The 19,294-nt window shown below is 58.8% G+C and carries 18 protein-coding genes; 9 read left to right on the top strand and 9 right to left on the bottom strand.

Features of this window, described 5'->3' with window-relative positions; genetic code table 11:
- The 8 genes from PAF17_RS12570 to PAF17_RS12535 form a co-directional block, all read right to left on the bottom strand.
- Nucleotides 1-849 (bottom strand): SMP-30/gluconolactonase/LRE family protein, encoded by an 849-nt coding sequence (locus PAF17_RS12570; RefSeq protein ID WP_271889452.1) that lies wholly within the window; start codon nucleotides 847-849, stop codon nucleotides 1-3.
- Nucleotides 846-1,454: a 2-dehydro-3-deoxy-6-phosphogalactonate aldolase gene (locus PAF17_RS12565; protein WP_271889451.1), complete on the bottom strand. Its 609-nt coding sequence runs from the start codon at nucleotides 1,452-1,454 to the stop codon at nucleotides 846-848. Before PAF17_RS12565 ends, PAF17_RS12570 begins: the two co-directional genes overlap by 4 nt.
- Nucleotides 1,444-2,385 carry a 2-dehydro-3-deoxygalactonokinase gene (locus tag PAF17_RS12560; RefSeq protein ID WP_408636419.1) on the bottom strand — a complete coding sequence of 314 codons (942 nt, stop codon included), beginning with the start codon at nucleotides 2,383-2,385 and terminating at the stop codon, nucleotides 1,444-1,446. The genes PAF17_RS12565 and PAF17_RS12560 overlap by 11 nt, the downstream gene beginning before the upstream one ends.
- On the bottom strand, nucleotides 2,382-3,152 hold the full coding sequence (locus PAF17_RS12555) for an SDR family NAD(P)-dependent oxidoreductase (protein WP_271889511.1): 771 nt from the start codon (nucleotides 3,150-3,152) through the stop codon (nucleotides 2,382-2,384). Before PAF17_RS12555 ends, PAF17_RS12560 begins: the two co-directional genes overlap by 4 nt.
- Nucleotides 3,153-3,236: 84 nt before the next feature.
- On the bottom strand, nucleotides 3,237-5,318 hold the full coding sequence (locus PAF17_RS12550; RefSeq protein ID WP_271889449.1) for an alpha-galactosidase: 2,082 nt from the start codon (nucleotides 5,316-5,318) through the stop codon (nucleotides 3,237-3,239).
- On the bottom strand, nucleotides 5,315-6,160 hold the full coding sequence (locus PAF17_RS12545; protein WP_271889448.1) for a carbohydrate ABC transporter permease: 846 nt from the start codon (nucleotides 6,158-6,160) through the stop codon (nucleotides 5,315-5,317). The genes PAF17_RS12550 and PAF17_RS12545 overlap by 4 nt, the downstream gene beginning before the upstream one ends.
- Nucleotides 6,161-6,163: 3 nt before the next feature.
- Complete coding sequence (locus tag PAF17_RS12540; RefSeq protein WP_271889447.1) at nucleotides 6,164-7,054, bottom strand: carbohydrate ABC transporter permease; 891 nt, start codon at nucleotides 7,052-7,054, stop codon at nucleotides 6,164-6,166.
- Between the two features lie 70 nt (nucleotides 7,055-7,124).
- A complete protein-coding gene (locus PAF17_RS12535) occupies nucleotides 7,125-8,369 on the bottom strand; it encodes an ABC transporter substrate-binding protein (RefSeq protein WP_271889446.1) in 1,245 nt (414 codons plus the stop codon).
- Nucleotides 8,370-8,475: 106 nt separating this feature from the next.
- Here PAF17_RS12535 and PAF17_RS12530 point away from each other — a divergent pair, with 106 nt between their 5' ends.
- The 5 genes from PAF17_RS12530 to PAF17_RS12510 all read left to right on the top strand — a co-directional run bounded on the left by PAF17_RS12530 (nucleotide 8,476) and on the right by PAF17_RS12510 (nucleotide 13,174).
- Complete coding sequence (locus PAF17_RS12530; RefSeq protein ID WP_271889445.1) at nucleotides 8,476-9,279, top strand: IclR family transcriptional regulator; 804 nt, start codon at nucleotides 8,476-8,478, stop codon at nucleotides 9,277-9,279.
- A complete protein-coding gene (locus PAF17_RS12525) occupies nucleotides 9,276-10,361 on the top strand; it encodes an ABC transporter ATP-binding protein (protein WP_271889444.1) in 1,086 nt (361 codons plus the stop codon). Before PAF17_RS12530 ends, PAF17_RS12525 begins: the two co-directional genes overlap by 4 nt.
- A gap of 189 nt (nucleotides 10,362-10,550) precedes the next feature.
- Nucleotides 10,551-11,318, top strand: coding sequence for a DUF2092 domain-containing protein (locus PAF17_RS12520; RefSeq protein WP_271889443.1), 768 nt, complete (start codon nucleotides 10,551-10,553; stop codon nucleotides 11,316-11,318).
- Nucleotides 11,315-11,845 carry a hypothetical protein gene (locus tag PAF17_RS12515; RefSeq protein WP_271889442.1) on the top strand — a complete coding sequence of 177 codons (531 nt, stop codon included), beginning with the start codon at nucleotides 11,315-11,317 and terminating at the stop codon, nucleotides 11,843-11,845. The genes PAF17_RS12520 and PAF17_RS12515 overlap by 4 nt, the downstream gene beginning before the upstream one ends.
- A gap of 330 nt (nucleotides 11,846-12,175) precedes the next feature.
- Nucleotides 12,176-13,174 carry a LacI family DNA-binding transcriptional regulator gene (locus tag PAF17_RS12510; protein ID WP_271889441.1) on the top strand — a complete coding sequence of 333 codons (999 nt, stop codon included), beginning with the start codon at nucleotides 12,176-12,178 and terminating at the stop codon, nucleotides 13,172-13,174.
- On the opposite strand, the gene PAF17_RS12505 is transcribed toward PAF17_RS12510, so the two are convergent.
- Nucleotides 13,171-14,202 carry a LacI family DNA-binding transcriptional regulator gene (locus PAF17_RS12505; RefSeq protein WP_271889440.1) on the bottom strand — a complete coding sequence of 344 codons (1,032 nt, stop codon included), beginning with the start codon at nucleotides 14,200-14,202 and terminating at the stop codon, nucleotides 13,171-13,173. The genes PAF17_RS12510 and PAF17_RS12505 overlap by 4 nt on opposite strands.
- Nucleotides 14,203-14,473: 271 nt before the next feature.
- Here PAF17_RS12505 and PAF17_RS12500 point away from each other — a divergent pair, with 271 nt between their 5' ends.
- The 4 genes from PAF17_RS12500 (at nucleotide 14,474) to PAF17_RS12485 (ending at nucleotide 19,268) form a co-directional block, all read left to right on the top strand.
- Nucleotides 14,474-15,502, top strand: a complete 1,029-nt coding sequence (locus PAF17_RS12500; RefSeq protein WP_271889439.1) for a TRAP transporter substrate-binding protein — start codon at nucleotides 14,474-14,476, stop codon at nucleotides 15,500-15,502.
- A 74-nt stretch (nucleotides 15,503-15,576) separates the two neighbouring features.
- A complete protein-coding gene (locus tag PAF17_RS12495; protein ID WP_271889438.1) occupies nucleotides 15,577-16,140 on the top strand; it encodes a TRAP transporter small permease subunit in 564 nt (187 codons plus the stop codon).
- The gene (locus PAF17_RS12490; protein ID WP_271889437.1) at nucleotides 16,140-17,456 is read left to right on the top strand and encodes a TRAP transporter large permease; all 1,317 of its coding nucleotides are present in this window, start codon (nucleotides 16,140-16,142) and stop codon (nucleotides 17,454-17,456) included. Before PAF17_RS12495 ends, PAF17_RS12490 begins: the two co-directional genes overlap by 1 nt.
- A gap of 15 nt (nucleotides 17,457-17,471) precedes the next feature.
- Nucleotides 17,472-19,268: an IlvD/Edd family dehydratase gene (locus PAF17_RS12485; RefSeq protein ID WP_271889436.1), complete on the top strand. Its 1,797-nt coding sequence runs from the start codon at nucleotides 17,472-17,474 to the stop codon at nucleotides 19,266-19,268.
- Nucleotides 19,269-19,294 lie beyond the last annotated feature (26 nt).

Raw genomic sequence — 19,294 nt, 5'->3', positions numbered from 1 at the left:
TTACAGCCTTACCCGCGGCTCGGGATTGCCCGCGACCGTGGTTTCGACCGCAAAGGTCATGCCTGCGCCCTGCATCTCGTCATCCTTGGCGGCGCTGGTCACGAACATCGTCTTCATGCCTTCGCCGCCAAAGGCCGGGCAGGTCGCCTGCGATGCCGGTAGCTCGACACGATTGCGCAAGATCCCCTGACCATCATAGCATTCGACGCGCGCGCCCCCCCAAAGCGCCACACAGAAACATCCGTCCCGGTCCGTGACGGCCCCGTCTGCCCCGACATCCTGACCCGAGAAATCGAGATAGACCGACGGGGCCCCATCGGGCCAGCCGTTTTCCCGGTTCAGGGGTTGTCGCATGACCTGACCTTTGGCCGTATCCACATAATATGCCTGCGTCTTGTCCGGCGCGAAACAGATCGCATTCGTGATCGTCATGCCCGAAACCAGCTTGCGCAGTTCACCCTCGTAAAAGCGATAGATCGCACCAGCCTCCGGTTCGGCATTCTTGCCCATCGTGCCTATCCAGAACCCGCGCCATGGATCGGCCCGCCCGTCATTGGAGCGCGTCACGGGGTTGTCGGCCTCAAGCGGGACAATCAGGCTGCGTTGTCCTGACGCTATGTCAAAACGATACAATCCGGTCTCTGATGCAAGCAACAGGCTCTGATGATCGACCCAACCTGCCGCGCTGACATATTCGTCGAACTGCCAGCGGCGTTCCTCGCCTTGCATGGGCCGGGCCATCAGGCATTGGCCCAATATGTCGAACCAGAACAATTCCTCTCGCAGCGGGTGCCACAATGGCCCCTCGCCCAGCTGGCACCGGGTGTCGGAAAAGACCCTCGCGGTCATGCCTTAAACGCCTTGTCATAGGCGCTGACGATATCCTTTGCGCGGGTGGCGACTTCGGCGGTGGTAAAGCCGGGCTTGAAGATCCCGGTGCCGATCCCGAACCCGACCACTCCGGCCTGCTGCCACTGGGCGAAATTGTCCGGTCCGGCACCGCCAACCGCATAGGTGCGCGTGCCTTCGGGCAACACCGCACGAATGGCCGTCAGTCCGGCAGTTCCAATCAGGCTGGCCGGAAACAGTTTCAACCCGTCTGCCCCGGCACGAAGCGCCGAAAAGCATTCGCTTGGGGTCATCACGCCGGGATAGGATTGCATTCCGATGGCCTTGGTCGCCGCGATCACTTCGGGGTTGCAATCGGGTGACACGACCATCTGTCCGCCAATCGCGGAAAGCTGTTGCACATCCTCGACCGTCAGCACGGTCCCCGCGCCGACGATCGCGCTTTCACCCGCGACGCTCAGAATGCGCTGAATGCTTTCGAAGGGGCGCGGTGAATTCAGGGGAACCTCAATCTTGGATATACCCGCATCGATCAGGACGGCGGCGACCTCCTCGGCCTGATCGGGCGTAATTCCACGCAGAATTGCAATGATCTCACGATTCATGGGTAAACTCCTTCCATGCGGTGCGCGCGGCACACAGCCCGCGAATTGTCTGTTCGGCGACATCAACGATTTCGGCTTCGACACCCTGACTGTGCATTGCGGACTGATAGGCCCGCCCCAGCCCCGAGGCACCGATGATTGCCACTGGCTGGTCCAACCAGAAACGCCGCGTCGCCGCCAGTTCGGTGCCGATCAGCAACCCCGACAGGCGCGATCGCGATTCCGCAGGCCCAACATCGCGCAACAGCGATGCCGCGCGCAGCGAAAACAGGGCGCTGGTCAACAGCTCGGGCGTGGCAAGTGCGTCCGAAACCGCGGCCAGAAAGCTGTCATGATCGACCTGATCGCTATCAACCGAGTGACGCAGAACCGAAGATTTCGATAGCAGGGCAAACAGCTCTCCGGTCATGAAGCTGGTAAATCCCTTCACCTGACCATCGGAAACATGGACCCATTTGCAATGGGTTCCGGGCAGGCATATCGTGCCCTTGAAATCGGGCCGATGCGCAAGAAACCCCCCGATCTGGGTTTCCTCTCCGCGCATGACGTCATCGGGACGATCCTGACGCAACCCCGGCAGAATACGCACCGACAAGCGGGAATCGCGTGTCGAAACACGTGTCGCGGCCATAAAATCGACCGGCGAACAGGGCAGCGTACGATACGGCGCCTCGGCCCAGCCCTGCCGGGATCCCGCCATACCGCAACAAATGACGTCAATCCTGTCCGCAACGGTTGCCACGTCAGAAATCAGGTCAAGCAGAACAGGTTCAAATTCGGCGCGGGTCAGGCCGGACATACCCTGATCACTGCTGCGTTGCGCCAGCACCCGATCATCACGATCCATCAACCACAGGCGCAGGTTCGATGTCCCCCAGTCGACGGCAATCCAATCGACAGCGGACAGATCGCAGGTCTCGGCCACGCTCATCCTGTGACCACGACGCCGCCATCAATGACCAGCGCCTGACCTGTCATCATTCTCGACGCACGCGACGCAAGGAACAGCACCCCGCCGATGATATCGTCTGGATCAAGCGTATCCTTCAGGCATTGGCGGTCCAGATGCGCGGACAGACCTTCGGGTGTCACCCAAAGATCCTTCTGCTTCTGGGTCAGCACCCATCCCGGCGCCAATGAATTCACGCGCACCCGATCCGGGCCGAATTCTCGTGCCAAGGCCCGTGACAACCCGTTGATACCGGAATTTGCCGCGACATAAGCGGGATAACCGGCATTGCCCATCATGTAACTGACGGACGAAAAATTGATGATCGATCCGCCACCGGCCTCGATCATCTGGGGCAGAACCGCCTGGGCCGCAAAGAAATAGGCCTTGAGGTTGATGGACATGGACCAGTCCCAGAATTCCTCTTCGACTTCGAGGGTGTTGTGCCTCTTGTCATTGGCGGCGTTGTTCACAAGCACCTGCACTGGCCCATGCGCCTGACCAGCCTGATCGATCGCCGATTTCAGCGCGGCGGTATCGGTAATGTCGCATTTGATGAACAGGGGCCGGATGCCAGTCTTGCGAAACATCTCTTCGACGAATTCAGAGCAGTCAGACCGCTGGACAAAGGCGACCTTAGCCCCCTGGCGAAGAAAGCCTTCGGTCAGGCTGGCACCTATGCCCGACCCACCCCCGGTGATGAATACCGACGCATCTTTCAGATCGTGATAGGTCGCAATATCGTTCATCATTGGCTCTCCGTTGTGGCAAGGCGGGTCTTTCACGCCCGCCGGAATATTCAGATCGGCGCAGCCTGCCCGGCCGCGCCATGATCACAGCCGTTTGCCCTCGACCACCCAGATCCGTTGCGGGAAGCTGTTGGGCAGGACAATGCCGTGGTTCATCAGATAGCGGCCGCTCAGTTCCAGTGGCGCCTCCTTCAGCGCCGGGCGACCCCGGGATGCAGGTCCGGCTTCCCCCCGATTGCAAAGATCGACACGATAGCGTGCATCAGGCTGCAATCCGGTCAATCGCAACGGTCGCTGAGAGATCTGAGGCGAAGTCTGAGCGACACCGGCAAACAGCACGAATTGTGAACCATCCGCCGCGACCTGCTGTTCCGCGATCACGGAAGGGTCCGCGCCGTCCAGCCGCAGGATATCGGCCCCCATCATCCAATCGCGATTGCGCTTCCACCAAGAGGTCACCTCGCGCAGCACATCTGCCTCGTCCAAAGTCAGCTCTCGTGGATCCATTTCAAAACCCATATGCCGCTGCGCGGCGACCCATGCGCGAAAACGGATGTCCAGCACGCGCCCCGAGGTATGACATTCTCGTGGTCCGACATGGCTGCCGGTAATGCAGGCCGGCAAGAACAGCGCGGCATCGTGCTGGATACGCAATCGTTCCTGTGCATCATTGCTGTCGGACAGCCAGACACGATGGGTGCGCGACAGAATACCGGCATCGATGCGCCCGCCACCCGACGCACAGCTTTCGATCTCGACCCCGGGGAAATCCGCGCGCAGCCGGTCGATCAATGCATAGACCCCACGCGTCTGCGCAGCATCCGGCATGGGCAACAAACGGTTATGATCCCATTTGACATAATCCACCGCGTGATCCGCCAGAACAGTCGCGATGCGATCATACAGGTAATCCCGTACATCGGTGCGCGACATGTCCAGAACCATCTGTTGCCGCCCCAGCAGCTGATCCGGATCACCCAGCGCCCAATCCGGATGGGCGCGATACAGGTCACTGTCGGGATTTACCATCTCGGGCTCAAACCAGATCCCGAAACTCATTCCCAAACTGTGGATATGGGCGATCAGAGGATCGAGACCGTCCGGATATTTTCGCGTATCCACCACCCAATCACCCAGGGCGCGCAGGTCATCGTCGCGATTTCCAAACCAGCCGTCATCCAGCACGAAACGCTCGGCACCCAGATCGGCGGCCATCGTCGCGATTTTCTTCAGCTCATCCAGATCATGTTTGAAATAGACTGCTTCCCAGCAGTTGTAATGCAACGGGCGCGCACGGTCGGGGTCGGGAAAGCGCACGACCTCGTTGCGCAAATGCCGCTGAAACGCTACCGCGCAGCCATTCAGCCCTTGATCGGAAAAGGTCAGCAGAAGTGGCGCGGTCTGAAACTGCGTGCCCGCCTCCAACTCGGTGCCTGCGGCATGGCCAAACTGGATCTGGCGCCGGCCGTCAGGCAGTTCCTCGGCGATCATGCGATGGCCGCCGGACCAGCCATAATGAAACGCATAGGCCTGGCCTTGCGTATTCGTGGCCCCACGAACCGGCAGGATCAAGCCGGGGAAATGTTCATGCCCGCTACGACCGGTGCGGGATTCGCGCATGCGTATACCCGCGCCCCAACCGCTGCGGCACAACTGGAATTCACCAACCCAGCGTCCTGCGAAATCAATCAGCTCATCCGAGAGCTGTGGCGCGGGCATGACCGGGGCCGCCAGCCATTCCACGCGTAGCGGACGTTGCGATGACAGGCCCGCACTTGTCCTGATGATCCCAGAGCGATGCAATCCGAATGTCGCGGTATAGGTCAGACCAAGACCGGCATCCACATAAGTCAGAACAATCCCATCGTCATGTTCATCGCAACCAGCGAATTCGAAAACCGGCGCCAAGGGCTTGCCGTTTTCATCGCGGATACCCAGCCCCGGTTGTCCCGGAAAACTGCGCCGCGCCTCGGGGCAAATGGACAGGTCGGGGATACCGTCCATCATTCCACCGGTATAATCCAGCCCATCCGCTGCCAGCATGGCATCGGTAGATTCATCTTCCGGCAACGGGGGGCCCCAGTAAATCACCCTGGGCAAGCCCGTCCCGGATGAGGCCAGGACAAGACTTTGCCGATCTTGGCGAAGATGCCAGGCGTGGCTCATTTCACGGCTCCAAGCGTCAGGCCGGCAATGAAGTGACGCTGCATCAGGAAGAACATCAGGACCGGTGGCAATGCCGCCAGGATAGAACCCGCACTGACCAGATGCCATTGCGCGATCCATTGCCCGTTCAGCGATGAAAGCCCTGCCGTAATCGGTTGGGAATCCGCCGATGTGGTCAGCACGGTGGCCCAGAAATAATCGTTCCAGATGAAGGTGAAGATCAGCACCGACAGCGCCGCGATGGCCGGTCGCATCAACGGCAAGACGACATGCCAGAAAATCTGCCACTCGCTTACCCCCTCGACCCGCGCGGCCTCGATCAGCTCATGCGGCAGGGCCTTGATGAAGTTTCGCATGAACAGCGTGCAGAACCCGGTTTGAAACGCGATGTGGAACATCGCCAGACCAGTCCAGCTGTTATACATGCCCATTTTCAGCGTCAGGTCGCGCACCGGCACCATCAGAATTTGAAAGGGCACGAAATTTCCCGCAACGAACATGAAAAAGATGATCATGTTCGACCGGAACCCATAGATCGCCAGTGCAAATCCCGTCATGCAGGACAATGCGACCGCACCGATAACTGTGGGCACCGTGACCTTGAAGGAATTCAGCATATAGCCGGCAATGGGTGAATCGGTGAAAATCTGGACATAGTTGCCAAGCGCAATGGCCGAAGGCATGCCAAAGTAATTGCCCTGCGCGAGATCAGAGGCAGGCCGCACCGACGTCAGCGCAACCCCCAGCAAGGGCAACAACCACAGGACCAGAGCGACCGGGACGGCGATCTTGTAGGCCCATTGACCAAGCGGAGATGTCTGTTCGATTGGACGTGGAAACATGGCTCAGCGCCCCCTCTCGTCGCGCCACATCTTCCAGATGAAGCCCGAAATGAAGATCATCATGATCGCAAACAGGACGACGGCAATCGCGGCGCCGTAACCCATGCGATATCCGTATTCAGACAGTGCCTGTTCATACATGTAGAATGACAGCACCCGTGAAGACCCATATGGCCCACCATCGGTCATGACCGACACCAGATCGAACGACCGCAATGCGCCGATCACGGTGACCACGACAGCAATGAATGTCGCGGGACGCAGTTGTGGCAGGACGACATACCAAAGCATCTTCCAGCCCTTGGCACCGTCAAGGCGTGCGGCCTCGACCTGATCCGGGGCGACATTGTTCAATCCGGTCAGATACAGAATCATCACATAGGCAATCTGCGGCCACAGCCCCGCGACAATGATCCCATATGTGACGAACCGATCATCTGCCAGAATCGCAATCCCCTGCCCTGTCAACGACTCGATCAGGTTGTAGAACAATCCGAAATCAGGTGCGTAGAACCATGAAAACATCAGGCCGACAACGACCTGCGAGATCACGAAGGGAAAGAAGAACAACGACTTGTACAGGCGCATTCCCCGGATCGACTGGTTCAGGAAGATCGCGATCAAAAGGCCGGCCGGCAGCGCCAGCATATACAACACAAGCCAGATCACATTGTTCTTCAACGATGTATAGAATGCATCATCGTCAAGAAGCTCGGCATAATTGGCCAAACCCAGCCAAGTCTTTTCGCCAAGCCCGTCCCAGTCATAAAAACTGATCCACATGCTCTGGAAAATCGGGATGATCACATAAACGATAAACATGATCAGCCCGGGCGCAAGGAACAGCCACGGAGCAAGACTCCGTTGGTTTGCCTTCCAGACGGTATTCGCCATCTTCAGTCCCCGGTCATTCGGTTAAGGCTGCCCCAGAACATGGGACAGCCTGTCGATACGGCTAGTGAAATCAGTAGACCCGGCCGCGAATTTTCTCGAGCCGCTCAAGAATACGGTCGACATTCTCGGGTTTGACCATGAATTCTTGGAAACCCTCCATGCCGGCCTTGGCCATTTCGGCCGGGGCATCACGGTCAAAGAACTGCGCTATGCCGCCATCGGCGGTGGACAACATTTCAAAGCCCGCCTGCAGGAACTGATCGTCGCCGACAGTCGCGTCCTTGTTGATCGGCAACTGCCCCATCGCGTTGTTGATCGTGGTCTGCGCCTCTGCTGTTGCAAGATAGGCAAGGAACTTGCGTGCATCTTCGGGGTTCTTGGCGCCCGAGGTAACGTGAACCGTGTCGGTCGGCGCGTCTTCTGCACGAGGCACGCCTTCGGTGATGGTCGGGAATCCCATGAAACCAAGGTTTTCGTCGGTCATCCCGCCTTCCTTGAAGACAGCCACCGCGAAATTGCCCATCACATAGTTCGCGGCTTTGCCCTGAACCAGCAATGCCGCCGCATCCTGCCAGTCAAGCGCAGCGTGGTTACGGGTGATATAGGGCTGGACCTTGGCGAATTCCGCAAAGGTCGCCTTGACGCGATCATCAGTCCAGGCAACTTCGCCACCTGTCAGCTGCATATGGAATTCATATCCATTGGTGCGCAGGTTCATATAGTCAAAGATCCCCGCCCCCGGCCACAGCGCCTTGGTGCCGGTGGTCACGCAATCGATTTCCTCGGCCTGGAACTTTTCGCAGCTCTGAACGAACTGATCCCATGTGACGCCTTCGGGGCCGGGCAGTTCGACGCCGGCGGCTTCGTAAGCGTCCTTGTTGTAGTAAATTCCCCACTGGTAATAGGTATAGGGAACGCCCCATTGCTTGTCGTCAAAGGTCATCGACGGCAAGGCCGAGGCCAGCGATTCCTTGAGGCCGTTTTCCTCCCAGACGTCGGAAACATCCGCGAACTGCCCTGCATCGACAAAGGGCTTCATCCGGTTGCCTGCATACCAATTGGCAAGGTCAGGGGCATCCGCGCTGAGGAAATTCCGGATCGAGGTCTTGTAACCTTCGTGATCGAAATTGTTCAGCTGCACGTCGATATCGGGATTCGCCTCCTCGAAGGACGCGATCACCTGTTCCATCGCGGCAAGGGGCGCGGGATCGAAGTCGGCATTATAGGTTACGATACGCTTGTCCTGCGCCATAGCGGCCGTGGACATCATCAGAACCGCGGTCAGCGCCAATGCGCCAGTGCGATAATGAACCATGAATTCCTCCCTTATGGTTCCATTATTCGAAACTTGGTCTTGAATATTGAAAACTATCTGCAACATTGCTATTCCTGTCAAGAGCAGGGTGGAGGAGACCGGGGAAATGGGTGCCGAAGGACATTCGGACGGAACCGTAGGCAAGGCGCTGGATGTCCTTGATATGGTGGCAAATCATGGCCGTCCCGTGCGCTTTATCGACCTGCTGGCACAATCGCCCTATCCCAAGGCGACACTCTATCGCCTGCTGCAGACCCTCGCGAATCAGGGGATGCTGCACCACGAACCCGATCAGGGGACTTATGCGCTTGGGGTGCGCCTGGTGCGACTGGCCCATTCCGCATGGGCGCAATCCTCGCTGGCCCCGCTGGCGCGGCCCCTGGTCGATGCCCTGGCGCAACAGACCGGTGAAACCGTCCATGTCGCACAGCTTGATCGCGGGCAGGTTCTGTATGTCGACAAGCGCAGCGCCATTCAAAGCATCGAGATGTTCTCGCAGGCCGGACGTGTCGGCCCCGCCTATTGCACCGGCGTCGGCAAGGCCATGATGGCCTATCTTTCCGCCGATGCACTTCAGCGCGCACTGACCGCGCAAAGTTTTCACCCCCACACGGCCCATACATTGACCAGCACCGATGCCCTTTTGGCGGAACTGGAACAGATCCGCCAAGACGGGCATGCCTTTGACCGGGAAGAACATGAACCGGGCATCATCTGCTGTGCGGTTCCCATTCTGGCCCGCAGCGGATCCGTGCTTGGCGGGTTGTCCCTGACGGCGCATACTGCCCGCAAGTCATTGAACGATCTGGCAGAACACGCTTCTGAACTAAAGCGGATCGCGGCTGAAATCGCCCGCAATGCAGAAAACTGGCGTTTTCCGGAACGCAACACGGAGGAGACCAACCAATGACCGGCGTCACGCTTAGGAATGTCATCAAGAAATACGGGCCTGTTCAGGTCGTCCATGGCGTCGATCTGGAAATCGACGACGGCGAATTCTGCGTCTTTGTCGGACCGTCTGGATGTGGCAAGTCAACATTGCTGCGGATGATCGCCGGCCTTGAGGAAACCACCGGAGGCAATGTCAGCATCGGGTCGCGCGATGTGACCCATGCCGACCCGGCCGAGCGCGGCGTTGCGATGGTTTTCCAGACATATGCATTGTATCCGCATATGACCGTGGAAGAAAATATGGGGTTCGGCCTGAAGATGAACGGCCAGCCCAAGGATGAAATCAAGGCCAAGGTTTCGGAGGCCGCGCGAATCCTGAAACTCGAAGACTATCTCAGCCGCAAACCAAAGGCGCTGTCCGGTGGGCAACGCCAGCGCGTCGCGATCGGCCGCGCGATCGTGCGCGGTCCCGAGGTCTTCCTGTTCGATGAACCCTTGTCCAACCTTGATGCCGAATTGCGGGTCGATATGCGGGTCGAGATTGCCCGGCTGCACAAGGAAATCGGCGCGACGATGATCTACGTGACCCATGATCAGGTCGAGGCCATGACCCTTGCCGACAAGATCGTGGTGCTGCGCGCCGGATCCATCGAACAGGTCGGCACTCCGATGGAACTGTATCAGAACCCGGACAACAAATTCGTGGCCGGATTCATCGGTTCACCCAGCATGAATTTTCTGAATGGCGTGGTCGAAGGTGACAGCATCCGCATTCCCGCCTTGGGCGACAGAAAAATCGCCGCACCATCGCTGCCCGGCACTGCTTCGGGCAAGGTTCTGGTCGGGCTGCGCCCCCAGCATCTTCGCGTAAGCCCAGGAGATTCCGCCCTGCGGTTGGATTTGAGAGAGCGCCTGGGCGGGGTATCCTATGATTACGTCAACTGCACCGATGGCACACGCCTGGTGGCAGAATCCCGCGATGACGCCAAACTGGACGAAGGCACCAACGTCATCATTGATTTTGATCCGGCTGAGGCGCTGTATTTCGACCCGGACACCGAACAGAGATTGCGCCCCATCACCGAGGCGGCAATGGCCTAGCGCAAGCAGGGCCGGGATATTCCAGAATATCTCGGCCCCAGTTATTCGATCGCGCTGAATGCACCCCTGTAAAGAAAAGGAATTGCCTTCACTTTGCGGACGGTTCGGGCAATGCTGGTACCGTCAGGCAGGTCATGGTCCCTGTGATCCACCCACTCATGCGCCCGCGACCACGCAAAGGAGAAAGCCGTGAATTTGAAATGTTGCGCCGCGACCGCAATCATGCTGTCCAGCATCAGTTACGCCCATGCCGCCGAGCAACTGGTCGAGCCTGCAGCGGTGGCAGCACTCGAGCAAATGGGACAAGCCCTGAGCGGGTTGGAAAGCTTTCACCTTTCGGCCGAAACCGAAATGGAGGTCGTTCTGGACAGCGACCAGAAGCTGACCATCGGCGGGAAAATCATGTATGATGTCCGCAGGCCCGACGGATTGCGGGTGGCGCTGGATACCGACGTCTTGCAGCGCGAATTTTATTACGACGGCCAGACCGCAATCTATGTTTCACCCGATCAGGGTTATTATGCCGTCATTCCCGAAGCGCCGGATAGCATCCACGAGTTGCTTGAGCTGGCATCGCAGAAATACGGCCTGAATTTTCCAGCCGCAGACCTGTTCATCTGGGGCACGGAACATGAGCCGGTTGACCAGATCACGGAAGGGTTTCTGGTCGGCCCCGCAACAATCGCGGGCCAATCGGTGAACCACTGGGCCTATCGCACCGAATCTCAGGACTGGGAGGTCTGGCTACAGGCCGAAGGCGACCCTTTGCCGCTGCGCATTTCCTATGTTGATCGAACCGATCCCGCCCTGCCACGGTTTAGCGCAACCTATGAATGGACCCCCGAGGCGACAATCGACGCCGACAGCTTTGCCTATATGCCGTCCGACGACATGCAGCTGATCGAATTTGCCCAAAGCGACCTTGCCGCGACCGCCAACGAAGGAGAGGACGAATGATCATCAATACCGGCGGAACAACCTTGATTGCCTTGCTGTCGGCACTTGTCGCAACCTCGTCCATCGCCGAAGCGCGCGGCGGATTCGGAGGCGGCCGCATGGGCGGAATGCATATGGGTGGCGCAGGCCATATGGGCGGAGGCTCTCATTTCGGCGGGGGTGCGCATGCGGGCGGCGGACATCATGGCGGGGGGCACCATGGCGGCGACCATCACGGCGGGGATCACCACGACGGGGACCATCACGGGGGCGATCACCATCACGATCATCACCACGACGACGATCACCACCATCACCACGGACCAGCCCCTGCCCCTTATTGGCCGGGCTATTGGGATGACGGCGATGATTTCTTCTGGGGCGCGACCGCCGGGCTTGCAATCGGCAGCATGGTCGACAGCGTTCCGGCCGATTGCCGCGATGTCCAGGTCGACAAACACCTGTACAAGCAATGCGGCAACAGCTGGTTTCAGGCGGCTTATTCCGGGCACCAGCTGGTCTATATATCGGTCGAAGATCCCCGCTGAGACGGCATAGTCCAAAGCGGAATGGCCAGCCGTATAGCGCCGTGACCGCTGACTTTCACGATTTCAGCACAAAGCCCGATTGACGCAAAACGTCGCGTTCGCCGCATTGCGCGGCGATTTCTGCCTTGGATCAATCCATACGAGATCGCGCAGTTCCCTGCGGCCCATAGCCACCATGGCACCCGGCCACGGGTTGCGGCCAGAACCTTGCTGGGGTGTCTACCCCGGCACTGACTGAAAAGACTATTTTGCAAGCGGTTGCATTTGAAGTAGATTCATCTCGTGCCTGTCGCATTCCCGCCTGCACCCAGACAGAATATCGGAGCCCCAATGGTCGTTACCCTGAAAGAAGTTGCAGAACGCGCAGGCGTATCGCGATCAGCCGTATCTCGCACCTTCACCACCGGTGCCTCTGTATCCGTCAAGACCCGGCGCAAGGTCGAGAAAGCTGCGCGTGAACTGGGTTATTCGCCAAATGTATTGGCCCGCAGTCTCAATACCGGACGCACCAGCCTGATTGGCCTGGTCTCGAACAACTTTCACAACCCGATGTTCCTGCAGATGTTCGACCTGTTCACGCGGGGCTTGCAAGATCGCGACCTGCGGCCATTGCTGGTGAACCTGTCAGAAGAAACCGACCCGGAAAAATCGGTCCGCATGCTGCGCCAGTATTCGGTAGATGGCGTTATCGTTGCATCCTCGACCCTGCCCACCGATTTTGCGCTGGCCTTCCGGGACGCGGGGATCGCGGTTGTGCATGCCTTTGGTAAATATGACAGCTCGCCAAAAGTCCATATCGTGGGAATAGACAATGTCGAATGCGGCCGAATGGCGCTGCGCACGTTGACACAAAGGCAGTATGGCAGGATTGGCTTTTTGGGCGGCCCAGAAACGGCAACCTCGACCCAGGACCGTCTGAGCGGCTTCATGGAAGAGGCCGCAAAACACCCCGCGCTGACCGCGAGCCATTGTTTTGCCGACAATTACTCGTTCGAAGCCGGCCGTCGGGCCATGCAGCAACAATTGCAGGAAGGTGTCGCGGAAGCCTATTTCTGCGCCGATGACGTTCTATCGATTGGCGCCCTGTCTGCACTGCGCGATCACGGGCTGACCCCCGGTCAGGACGTCGGCATCATCGGACTGAATGACATGGAGATGGCGGCCTGGGCCGGAATTGACCTGACGACCATCCATCAACCGATCCAACAGATCGTCAATTCATCCATCGAGCTGATGTCAGCCATGCTGAGCGAACCCGATCGCTATCCAGAAGCCCGCCTGTTCCCCTGCCACGTGGTCGAGCGCGCAACATTGCGCCCGATCGCCTAGCGGCGCGACGTCGATTCACGCGCGATCATCTGATACCCAAGATCGACATGCCTGTCGGCCACCGAGCCGGGCTCGGCGATTTCCGCCAGCAGCATGGCAATGGCCCGGACCCCGATCTCTCGTCTCGGGGATGCCACCGCAGTCAACGAAGGCACCATCTGACGGACCATTTCGATGTCATTGAAACTGCAAATCCCCAACATTGAGGGGACAGGGATGTTCCGGCGCTTGGCCTCCATCAATGCGCCGACGGCAAGGTCGTCATTGTTGCACATGACCGCATCGGTTTCCGGCGCTCGCGACAGCAACTGTTCCATCAAAAGGCGTCCCATGCCCACCGAAGAAGGCTGAGGCGTGGTCATGATCCGTCGGTCATCCAACACCCCGGCCGCTTCGTTGAAATCACGAAAGGCAGCCAGCCTGCGTTGCGCACGCGGGTCCATTCGGGCGCTAAGAAAACCGGGCCGACGATAACCACAATCAAACAAATGCCGCGCCCCTGCCCGCACCGCCGCCAGCTGATCGAACCCGACGCTCATATCAACGGCGCGATCGGCAATTTCCATGATCTGCACCACTGGACAAGGTGCCGATTCCAGCAATGCCCGCGCCGCCGGTGTCTGGTCCATCGACGAAATGACCAACCCGGCCGGTCGCTGGCTGAGAAAGTTGCGAATCAACCCTTCTTCTTCAAGTGCGCTGTAACGATAGTTCCCGATCTGAACGAAATACCGCGTCCCCTCGACCCCGTCATAAACCCCGCGCAAGACATCCGAGAACACGTTATTCGTCAGGGACGGAACCAGCAGCCCTATGGTCGATGTGCTGTGCGATGCAAGTGCAGAGGCTGCGGGGTCTGGTGTGTAGCCAAGCTTTCGGATGGCTGCTTCGACCTTTTGCCGCGCCGCCGCCGAAACGATTTCGGGCGAGCGAATCGTGCGTGACACTGTGATCGCGCTAACACCCGCCTCTTTTGCGACATCGACCAAAGTGGGACGACCCGATCGGTCTGTGCTTTTACGTGCCATCCGTGAACCGCTTTCCTATTCGCAAGATCCAACCTGCGTCTGAATAAAATATATAAAATAAATACAATATCCTACATCATAGGCCTTTCTGAATTCCCGGCAAGCGGTCGCCGCATACCGGGAAACATCCGCGCTGCCGCGATATTGGCATGCAGTTCATTTGAAATAAAGATGATTGCGCTGTCATTTTATGTCACGTAATGTGATCAGGGATTGAGGCGCAGTCCAAGCACCGCGCCACAGACTGATCACCTTGGGGAGGAAACACAGCATGACCCTGACACGTCGCACCCTGTTCTTGGGAAGCGCCATTGCCTTTGCCTTGACCGGCACAGCGCAGGCCCAGGAATTCACCTTCCGCATCCAGTCCTCGGACCCCGCAGGCAACACGAACTTCGTGCTGCAAAAAGAATGGGCCGAGATGGTTTCGGAAAAGACCGATGGCCGCATCGCGGTCGAGATGCTGCCGGTGGAAACCATCGTTGCGCATTCCGAAACGATGGACGCCGTCGCCGCAGGCATTCTGGACGGACATTTCACTGATACTTCCTATGCTTCGGGCAAGGATCCGGCATTTGGCCTGATCGCCAATCCGGTGGGTGCGTGGTCTTCGCCCGATCAGATGTTCGATTTCATGGAAAATGGCGGCGGCAAGGCCCTGATGAATGAAATGCTCGAACCATACGGATTGCATTTCATCGGCGCCACCACGCCCGGCCTAGAAGCGTTCGTTTCCAAGGTGCCGCTGGAAGGCGTGGACGACCTGCAAGGCCTGAAGCTGCGCGCACCCGAAGGCATGGTCCAGAATGTCTTTGCCGCTGCGGGGGCCGCACCGGTGAACCTGCCCGGCTCCGAAGTTTTCACGTCTTTGGACAAGGGCGTGATTGACGCGGCCGATTACAACACCTTCTCGACCAACGCGGCGCAGGGTCTGCACGACGTGGCCAAGCATCCGGTCTATCCGGGGTTCCACTCGATGCCGCTGATCGAGGTATCGGTGAACAAGACCAAATGGGACTCGTTGCCGGACGACTTGAAAACCGCAATGGAGGATTCGGTTCGCGAATTCGCGACCTATCAATCCGAAACGGTTCTGAAGCGCGACATGGAAGCCGTCGAAGAGGCCAAGGCGGGCGGCGAAATCACCGTGCATGACTGGTCCGATGAAGATCGCGCAAAGTTCCGTGCCATTGCGCGCAGCCAATGGGAAAAGGCGGCCGAGGCCTCGGAAAACTCGCAAAAGGTCTATGACACCTTGACCACCTATCTGGTCGAAAAAGGGCTGATGTCGGAACAGTAACACCGCCCTTTACGATCCTGACCCCCGGCCCGGCCGGGGGTTTTCCACATTCAACCCATAGTCAGCGCGTGCCCATGACCGACGTCATCGACGAAACCCTTGCCAGTCACAACAAAACCCCCGACCCCGTGCCCGAAGCCGGCCTGTTTGGCCGCGCGGTAAACGCGCTGGGTGTGTTGTTCGCCATCGGCATCCTTGCGGCTGCAGGGCTGCTTTTCTACGAGGTCGTGATGCGGTACGTCTTTAACGCGCCGACACGCTGGGTGCATGAAACCGTCGTGTTTCTGAGTGCGCTGGCCTTTGTCTATGGCGGCCTATATGCGGCGGCAATCGACAAGCATATCCGGGTGGTCATCTTCTATGATCGCTTGTCGACAGGTTTGAAACGCGTGTTCAATGTCGCGATTTCGCTGGTTTGCCTGATCGCATCTTTGTTCTTTTCCTGGGCGGCATGGCTCAGCGTGCAGCGGGCTGCATGGACACCACAAGGCGATTTCCGGCTGGAAACGTCAGGCTCGGCGTGGAACCCGCCTTATCCCGGGCTGCTCAAGATCTTTCTTTTCGTCATCCTGATCCTGTTGGTCGTGCAATTTTCCATCTTTACCGTCAACTATCTGCGCAAAAAAGGCGATCACTGATGGATTTTCTATTTGATTTCCAGTCGCTTGGAATCGGCGGCGCGACTCTGGCGATGTTCGTCATGCTGATGGCGCTGCTGCTGACCGGCATGCCCCTGGCGTTCGTCACCTTGCTGGTTGCGCTGATTTTTGCATTGGGCTGGTTCGGGCCGATGGCGGTCCCACTGATCACCTCGCGGATCTTCAGCTTTGTGAACAGCTTCGTGTTCGTTTCGGTCCCGATGTTTGTCCTGATGGCGGCGATACTCGACCGCTCGGGGATCGCGCGCGACCTGTTTGACGCCATGAAGGTGCTGGCCGGCCGTATTCGCGGCGGTGTCGCGATCCAGACCCTGCTGGTCGCGGTTGTGCTGGCCGCCATGTCGGGCATCATCGGCGGCGAGGTCATCCTGCTGGGTTTGCTGGCGTTGCCACAGATGTTGCGACTGGGCTATGACCGCAAGCTGGCCATCGGGGTCTGCTGTGCAGGCGGCGCGCTTGGCACCATGGTGCCGCCATCGATCGTGCTGATCATCTATGGCCTGACGGCCAATGTTTCGGTCGGAGACCTGTTCTCGGCGGCCTTCCTGCCGGGGCTGATGCTGGCGGGTTTTTATGCCACTTATATCCTGATCCGCGCCTATACCAACCCCGCACTTGCGCCCATCGCCGAGCCCGAGGATATCACCCGCGCCGAGAAACTTCGCCTGCTCAAAGGGTTGTTCCTGCCGATCCTGGTGGTGATCTTTGTGCTTGGTTCGATCTATGGCGGGATTGCATCGGTGACCGAAGCTTCGGCCATCGGCGTGATCGGCGTCACCCTGTCGACCATTATCCGTGGCGAGTTCTCGACCGAGCTGATGATCGGTGCCGCCAAACAAACGCTACGCACCGTTGGCATGATCGTTTGGATCGGCATCGGCGCGTCGGCATTGGTCGGTGTGTTCAACCTGATGGGCGGCATCACCTTCGTGTCGAACCTGATCACCGGCATTTCCGACAATCCGACCGTCGTGATCCTGTTCATGATGCTGATCCTGTTCGTCCTTGGGATGTTCCTCGATTGGGTCGGGATTGCCTTGCTGTGCATGCCTATCTTTGTGCCGATCGTACGGGACATGGGCTATGATCCGGTCTGGTTCGGTGTCGTCTTTGCAATGAACATGCAGGTCAGCTTTTTGTCGCCGCCCTTCGGTCCTGCGGCCTTCTATCTCAAATCGGTTGCCCCGCCCGATATTTCACTGGGCGAGATATTCCGCTCCCTGCTTCCTTTCATCGGCATGCAGATCCTTGCGGTTGCCGTTCTCATCGCCTTTCCAGGCATCACCGGGCACTAATTTTCGGAGCCATCCATGACAGATAGCAAACGTAAATCACTTCGGTCCGAAAGCTGGTTCAACGATCTGGCCGATCCTGAAATGACCGCCCTGTATCTGGAGCGTTACCTGAACTACGGACTGACGCTGGAGGAGCTGCGGTCCGGGAAGCCCATTATCGGCATCGCCCAGACCGGATCCGACCTGTCCCCCTGCAACCGGCACCATGTCGAGCTGGCCAAGCGGACCCGCGACGGCATCATCGCCGCCGGGGGTATCCCATTGGAGATCCCGGTCCATCCGATCCAGGAAACCGGCAAACGCCCCACGGCCATGCTGGATCGCAACCTTGCCTATCTCAGCCTGGTGGAAAGCCTGTATGGCTATCCCATCGACGGCGTGGTGCTGACCATCGGCTGCGACAAGACCACCCCTGCATTGTTGATGGCCGCAGCCACCGTGAACATTCCGGCGATTGCATTTTCCGTAGGCCCGATGCTGAACGGTTGGTACAAGGGCGAGCGCGCCGGATCGGGTGCGATCGTCTGGAAAGCCCGCGAGAAATACGCCACGGGCGAAATCGACGGCGAGGGCTTTCTGAACATGGCGGCGGCGTCGGCCCCGTCGGTTGGCTATTGCAACACGATGGGAACCGCCTCGACCATGAATTCGCTGGCCGAGGCGCTCGGCATGCAGCTGCCCGGTTCGGCATCCATCCCGGCCCCGTATCGCGAACGCGGGCAGATGGCGTATCACACCGGCACCCGCATCGTCGAAATGGTTCATGAAGATCTGCGCCCATCCGATGTCATGACCCGCGCCGCCTTCGAAAACGCCATCGTTGTCAATTCCGCCATTGGCGGATCGACCAACGCACCGATCCACCTGGTCGCGATTGCAAGGCATCTGGGCATCGACATTACGAATGCCGATTGGGAAAGCATCGGCTATGACGTGCCGCTTCTGGCCAATGTGCAACCTGCCGGCGCATATCTGTCCGAAGATTTCCACCTTGCCGGTGGCCTGCCCGCCATCGTCGCAGAGTTGTTGCGGGGCGGATTGATCCCGCATGACGATGCCATCACGGTTACCGGTCAGAAATTCGGCTCGCTCTATGCTGACGCGCCCTGTGAAAACGATGACGTGATCCGAACGATCGATCGCGCCCTGACAGCCAAGGCCGGCTTTCTGAACATGACGGGCAACCTGTTTGACACGGCGATCATGAAAACATCGGTCATCACGCAGGATTTCCGCGATCGCTACCTGTCGCACGCGGATGATCCAATGGCGTTTGAGGGTCCGGCATTCGTGTTTGACGGGCCAGAGGATTTCCACAAGCGCATTGACGACCCAGAACTGGGCATCACCGCAGACAGTATTCTTGTCATGCGCGGCGCAGGCCCGAAAGGTTATCCCGGCGGTGCCGAGGTGGTGAACATGCGCCCGCCATCCTATTTGATCAAACAGGGGATTCGCGGCCTGCCTTGCCTTGGCGACGGGCGGCAATCGGGCACGTCCGGGTCGGCGTCGATCCTGAACGCATCTCCCGAAGCTGCGGATGGTGGGAACCTGGCCATTCTGCAAGATCGCGACCGTCTGCGCATCGACCTGAACACCCGCAAGGTCGAATTGCTTCTGGACGATCAGGAAATTGCCGCACGCCGCGCGTCATTGGATGCTGCGGGGGGCTATCAGGTGCCAGAAAGCCAATCGCCGTGGCAAGCGATCTTCCGGGATCGGGTCCGGCAGTTCAGTGACGGGATGGTTCTGGACGGCGCGGATAAATTTCAGGACATCGCGAACAAGTCGATGCCACGCCACAGCCATTAGCGCGGATGATACAGGGGACCGGGCGG

Source organism: Paracoccus onchidii (assembly GCF_028294535.1).
GTDB classification, from domain to species: domain Bacteria; phylum Pseudomonadota; class Alphaproteobacteria; order Rhodobacterales; family Rhodobacteraceae; genus Paracoccus; species Paracoccus onchidii.
Note: the sequence above shows the minus strand (reverse complement) of the source record. Positions and strands in the feature narration are given on the sequence as shown.

Coding starts and splice junctions, on each gene's coding strand:
- PAF17_RS12565 (WP_271889451.1), bottom strand. CDS start 1,454: ATGAATCGTGAGATCATTGCAATTCTGCGTGGAATTACGCCCGATCAG.
- PAF17_RS12560 (WP_408636419.1), bottom strand. CDS start 2,385: ATGAGCGTGGCCGAGACCTGCGATCTGTCCGCTGTCGATTGGATTGCC.
- PAF17_RS12515 (WP_271889442.1), top strand. CDS start 11,315: ATGATCATCAATACCGGCGGAACAACCTTGATTGCCTTGCTGTCGGCA.
- PAF17_RS12545 (WP_271889448.1), bottom strand. CDS start 6,160: ATGTTTCCACGTCCAATCGAACAGACATCTCCGCTTGGTCAATGGGCC.
- PAF17_RS12490 (WP_271889437.1), top strand. CDS start 16,140: ATGGATTTTCTATTTGATTTCCAGTCGCTTGGAATCGGCGGCGCGACT.
- PAF17_RS12525 (WP_271889444.1), top strand. CDS start 9,276: ATGACCGGCGTCACGCTTAGGAATGTCATCAAGAAATACGGGCCTGTT.
- PAF17_RS12495 (WP_271889438.1), top strand. CDS start 15,577: ATGACCGACGTCATCGACGAAACCCTTGCCAGTCACAACAAAACCCCC.
- PAF17_RS12540 (WP_271889447.1), bottom strand. CDS start 7,054: ATGGCGAATACCGTCTGGAAGGCAAACCAACGGAGTCTTGCTCCGTGG.
- PAF17_RS12550 (WP_271889449.1), bottom strand. CDS start 5,318: ATGAGCCACGCCTGGCATCTTCGCCAAGATCGGCAAAGTCTTGTCCTG.
- PAF17_RS12485 (WP_271889436.1), top strand. CDS start 17,472: ATGACAGATAGCAAACGTAAATCACTTCGGTCCGAAAGCTGGTTCAAC.
- PAF17_RS12510 (WP_271889441.1), top strand. CDS start 12,176: ATGGTCGTTACCCTGAAAGAAGTTGCAGAACGCGCAGGCGTATCGCGA.
- PAF17_RS12555 (WP_271889511.1), bottom strand. CDS start 3,152: ATGAACGATATTGCGACCTATCACGATCTGAAAGATGCGTCGGTATTC.
- PAF17_RS12535 (WP_271889446.1), bottom strand. CDS start 8,369: ATGGTTCATTATCGCACTGGCGCATTGGCGCTGACCGCGGTTCTGATG.
- PAF17_RS12500 (WP_271889439.1), top strand. CDS start 14,474: ATGACCCTGACACGTCGCACCCTGTTCTTGGGAAGCGCCATTGCCTTT.
- PAF17_RS12505 (WP_271889440.1), bottom strand. CDS start 14,202: ATGGCACGTAAAAGCACAGACCGATCGGGTCGTCCCACTTTGGTCGAT.
- PAF17_RS12530 (WP_271889445.1), top strand. CDS start 8,476: ATGGGTGCCGAAGGACATTCGGACGGAACCGTAGGCAAGGCGCTGGAT.
- PAF17_RS12570 (WP_271889452.1), bottom strand. CDS start 849: ATGACCGCGAGGGTCTTTTCCGACACCCGGTGCCAGCTGGGCGAGGGG.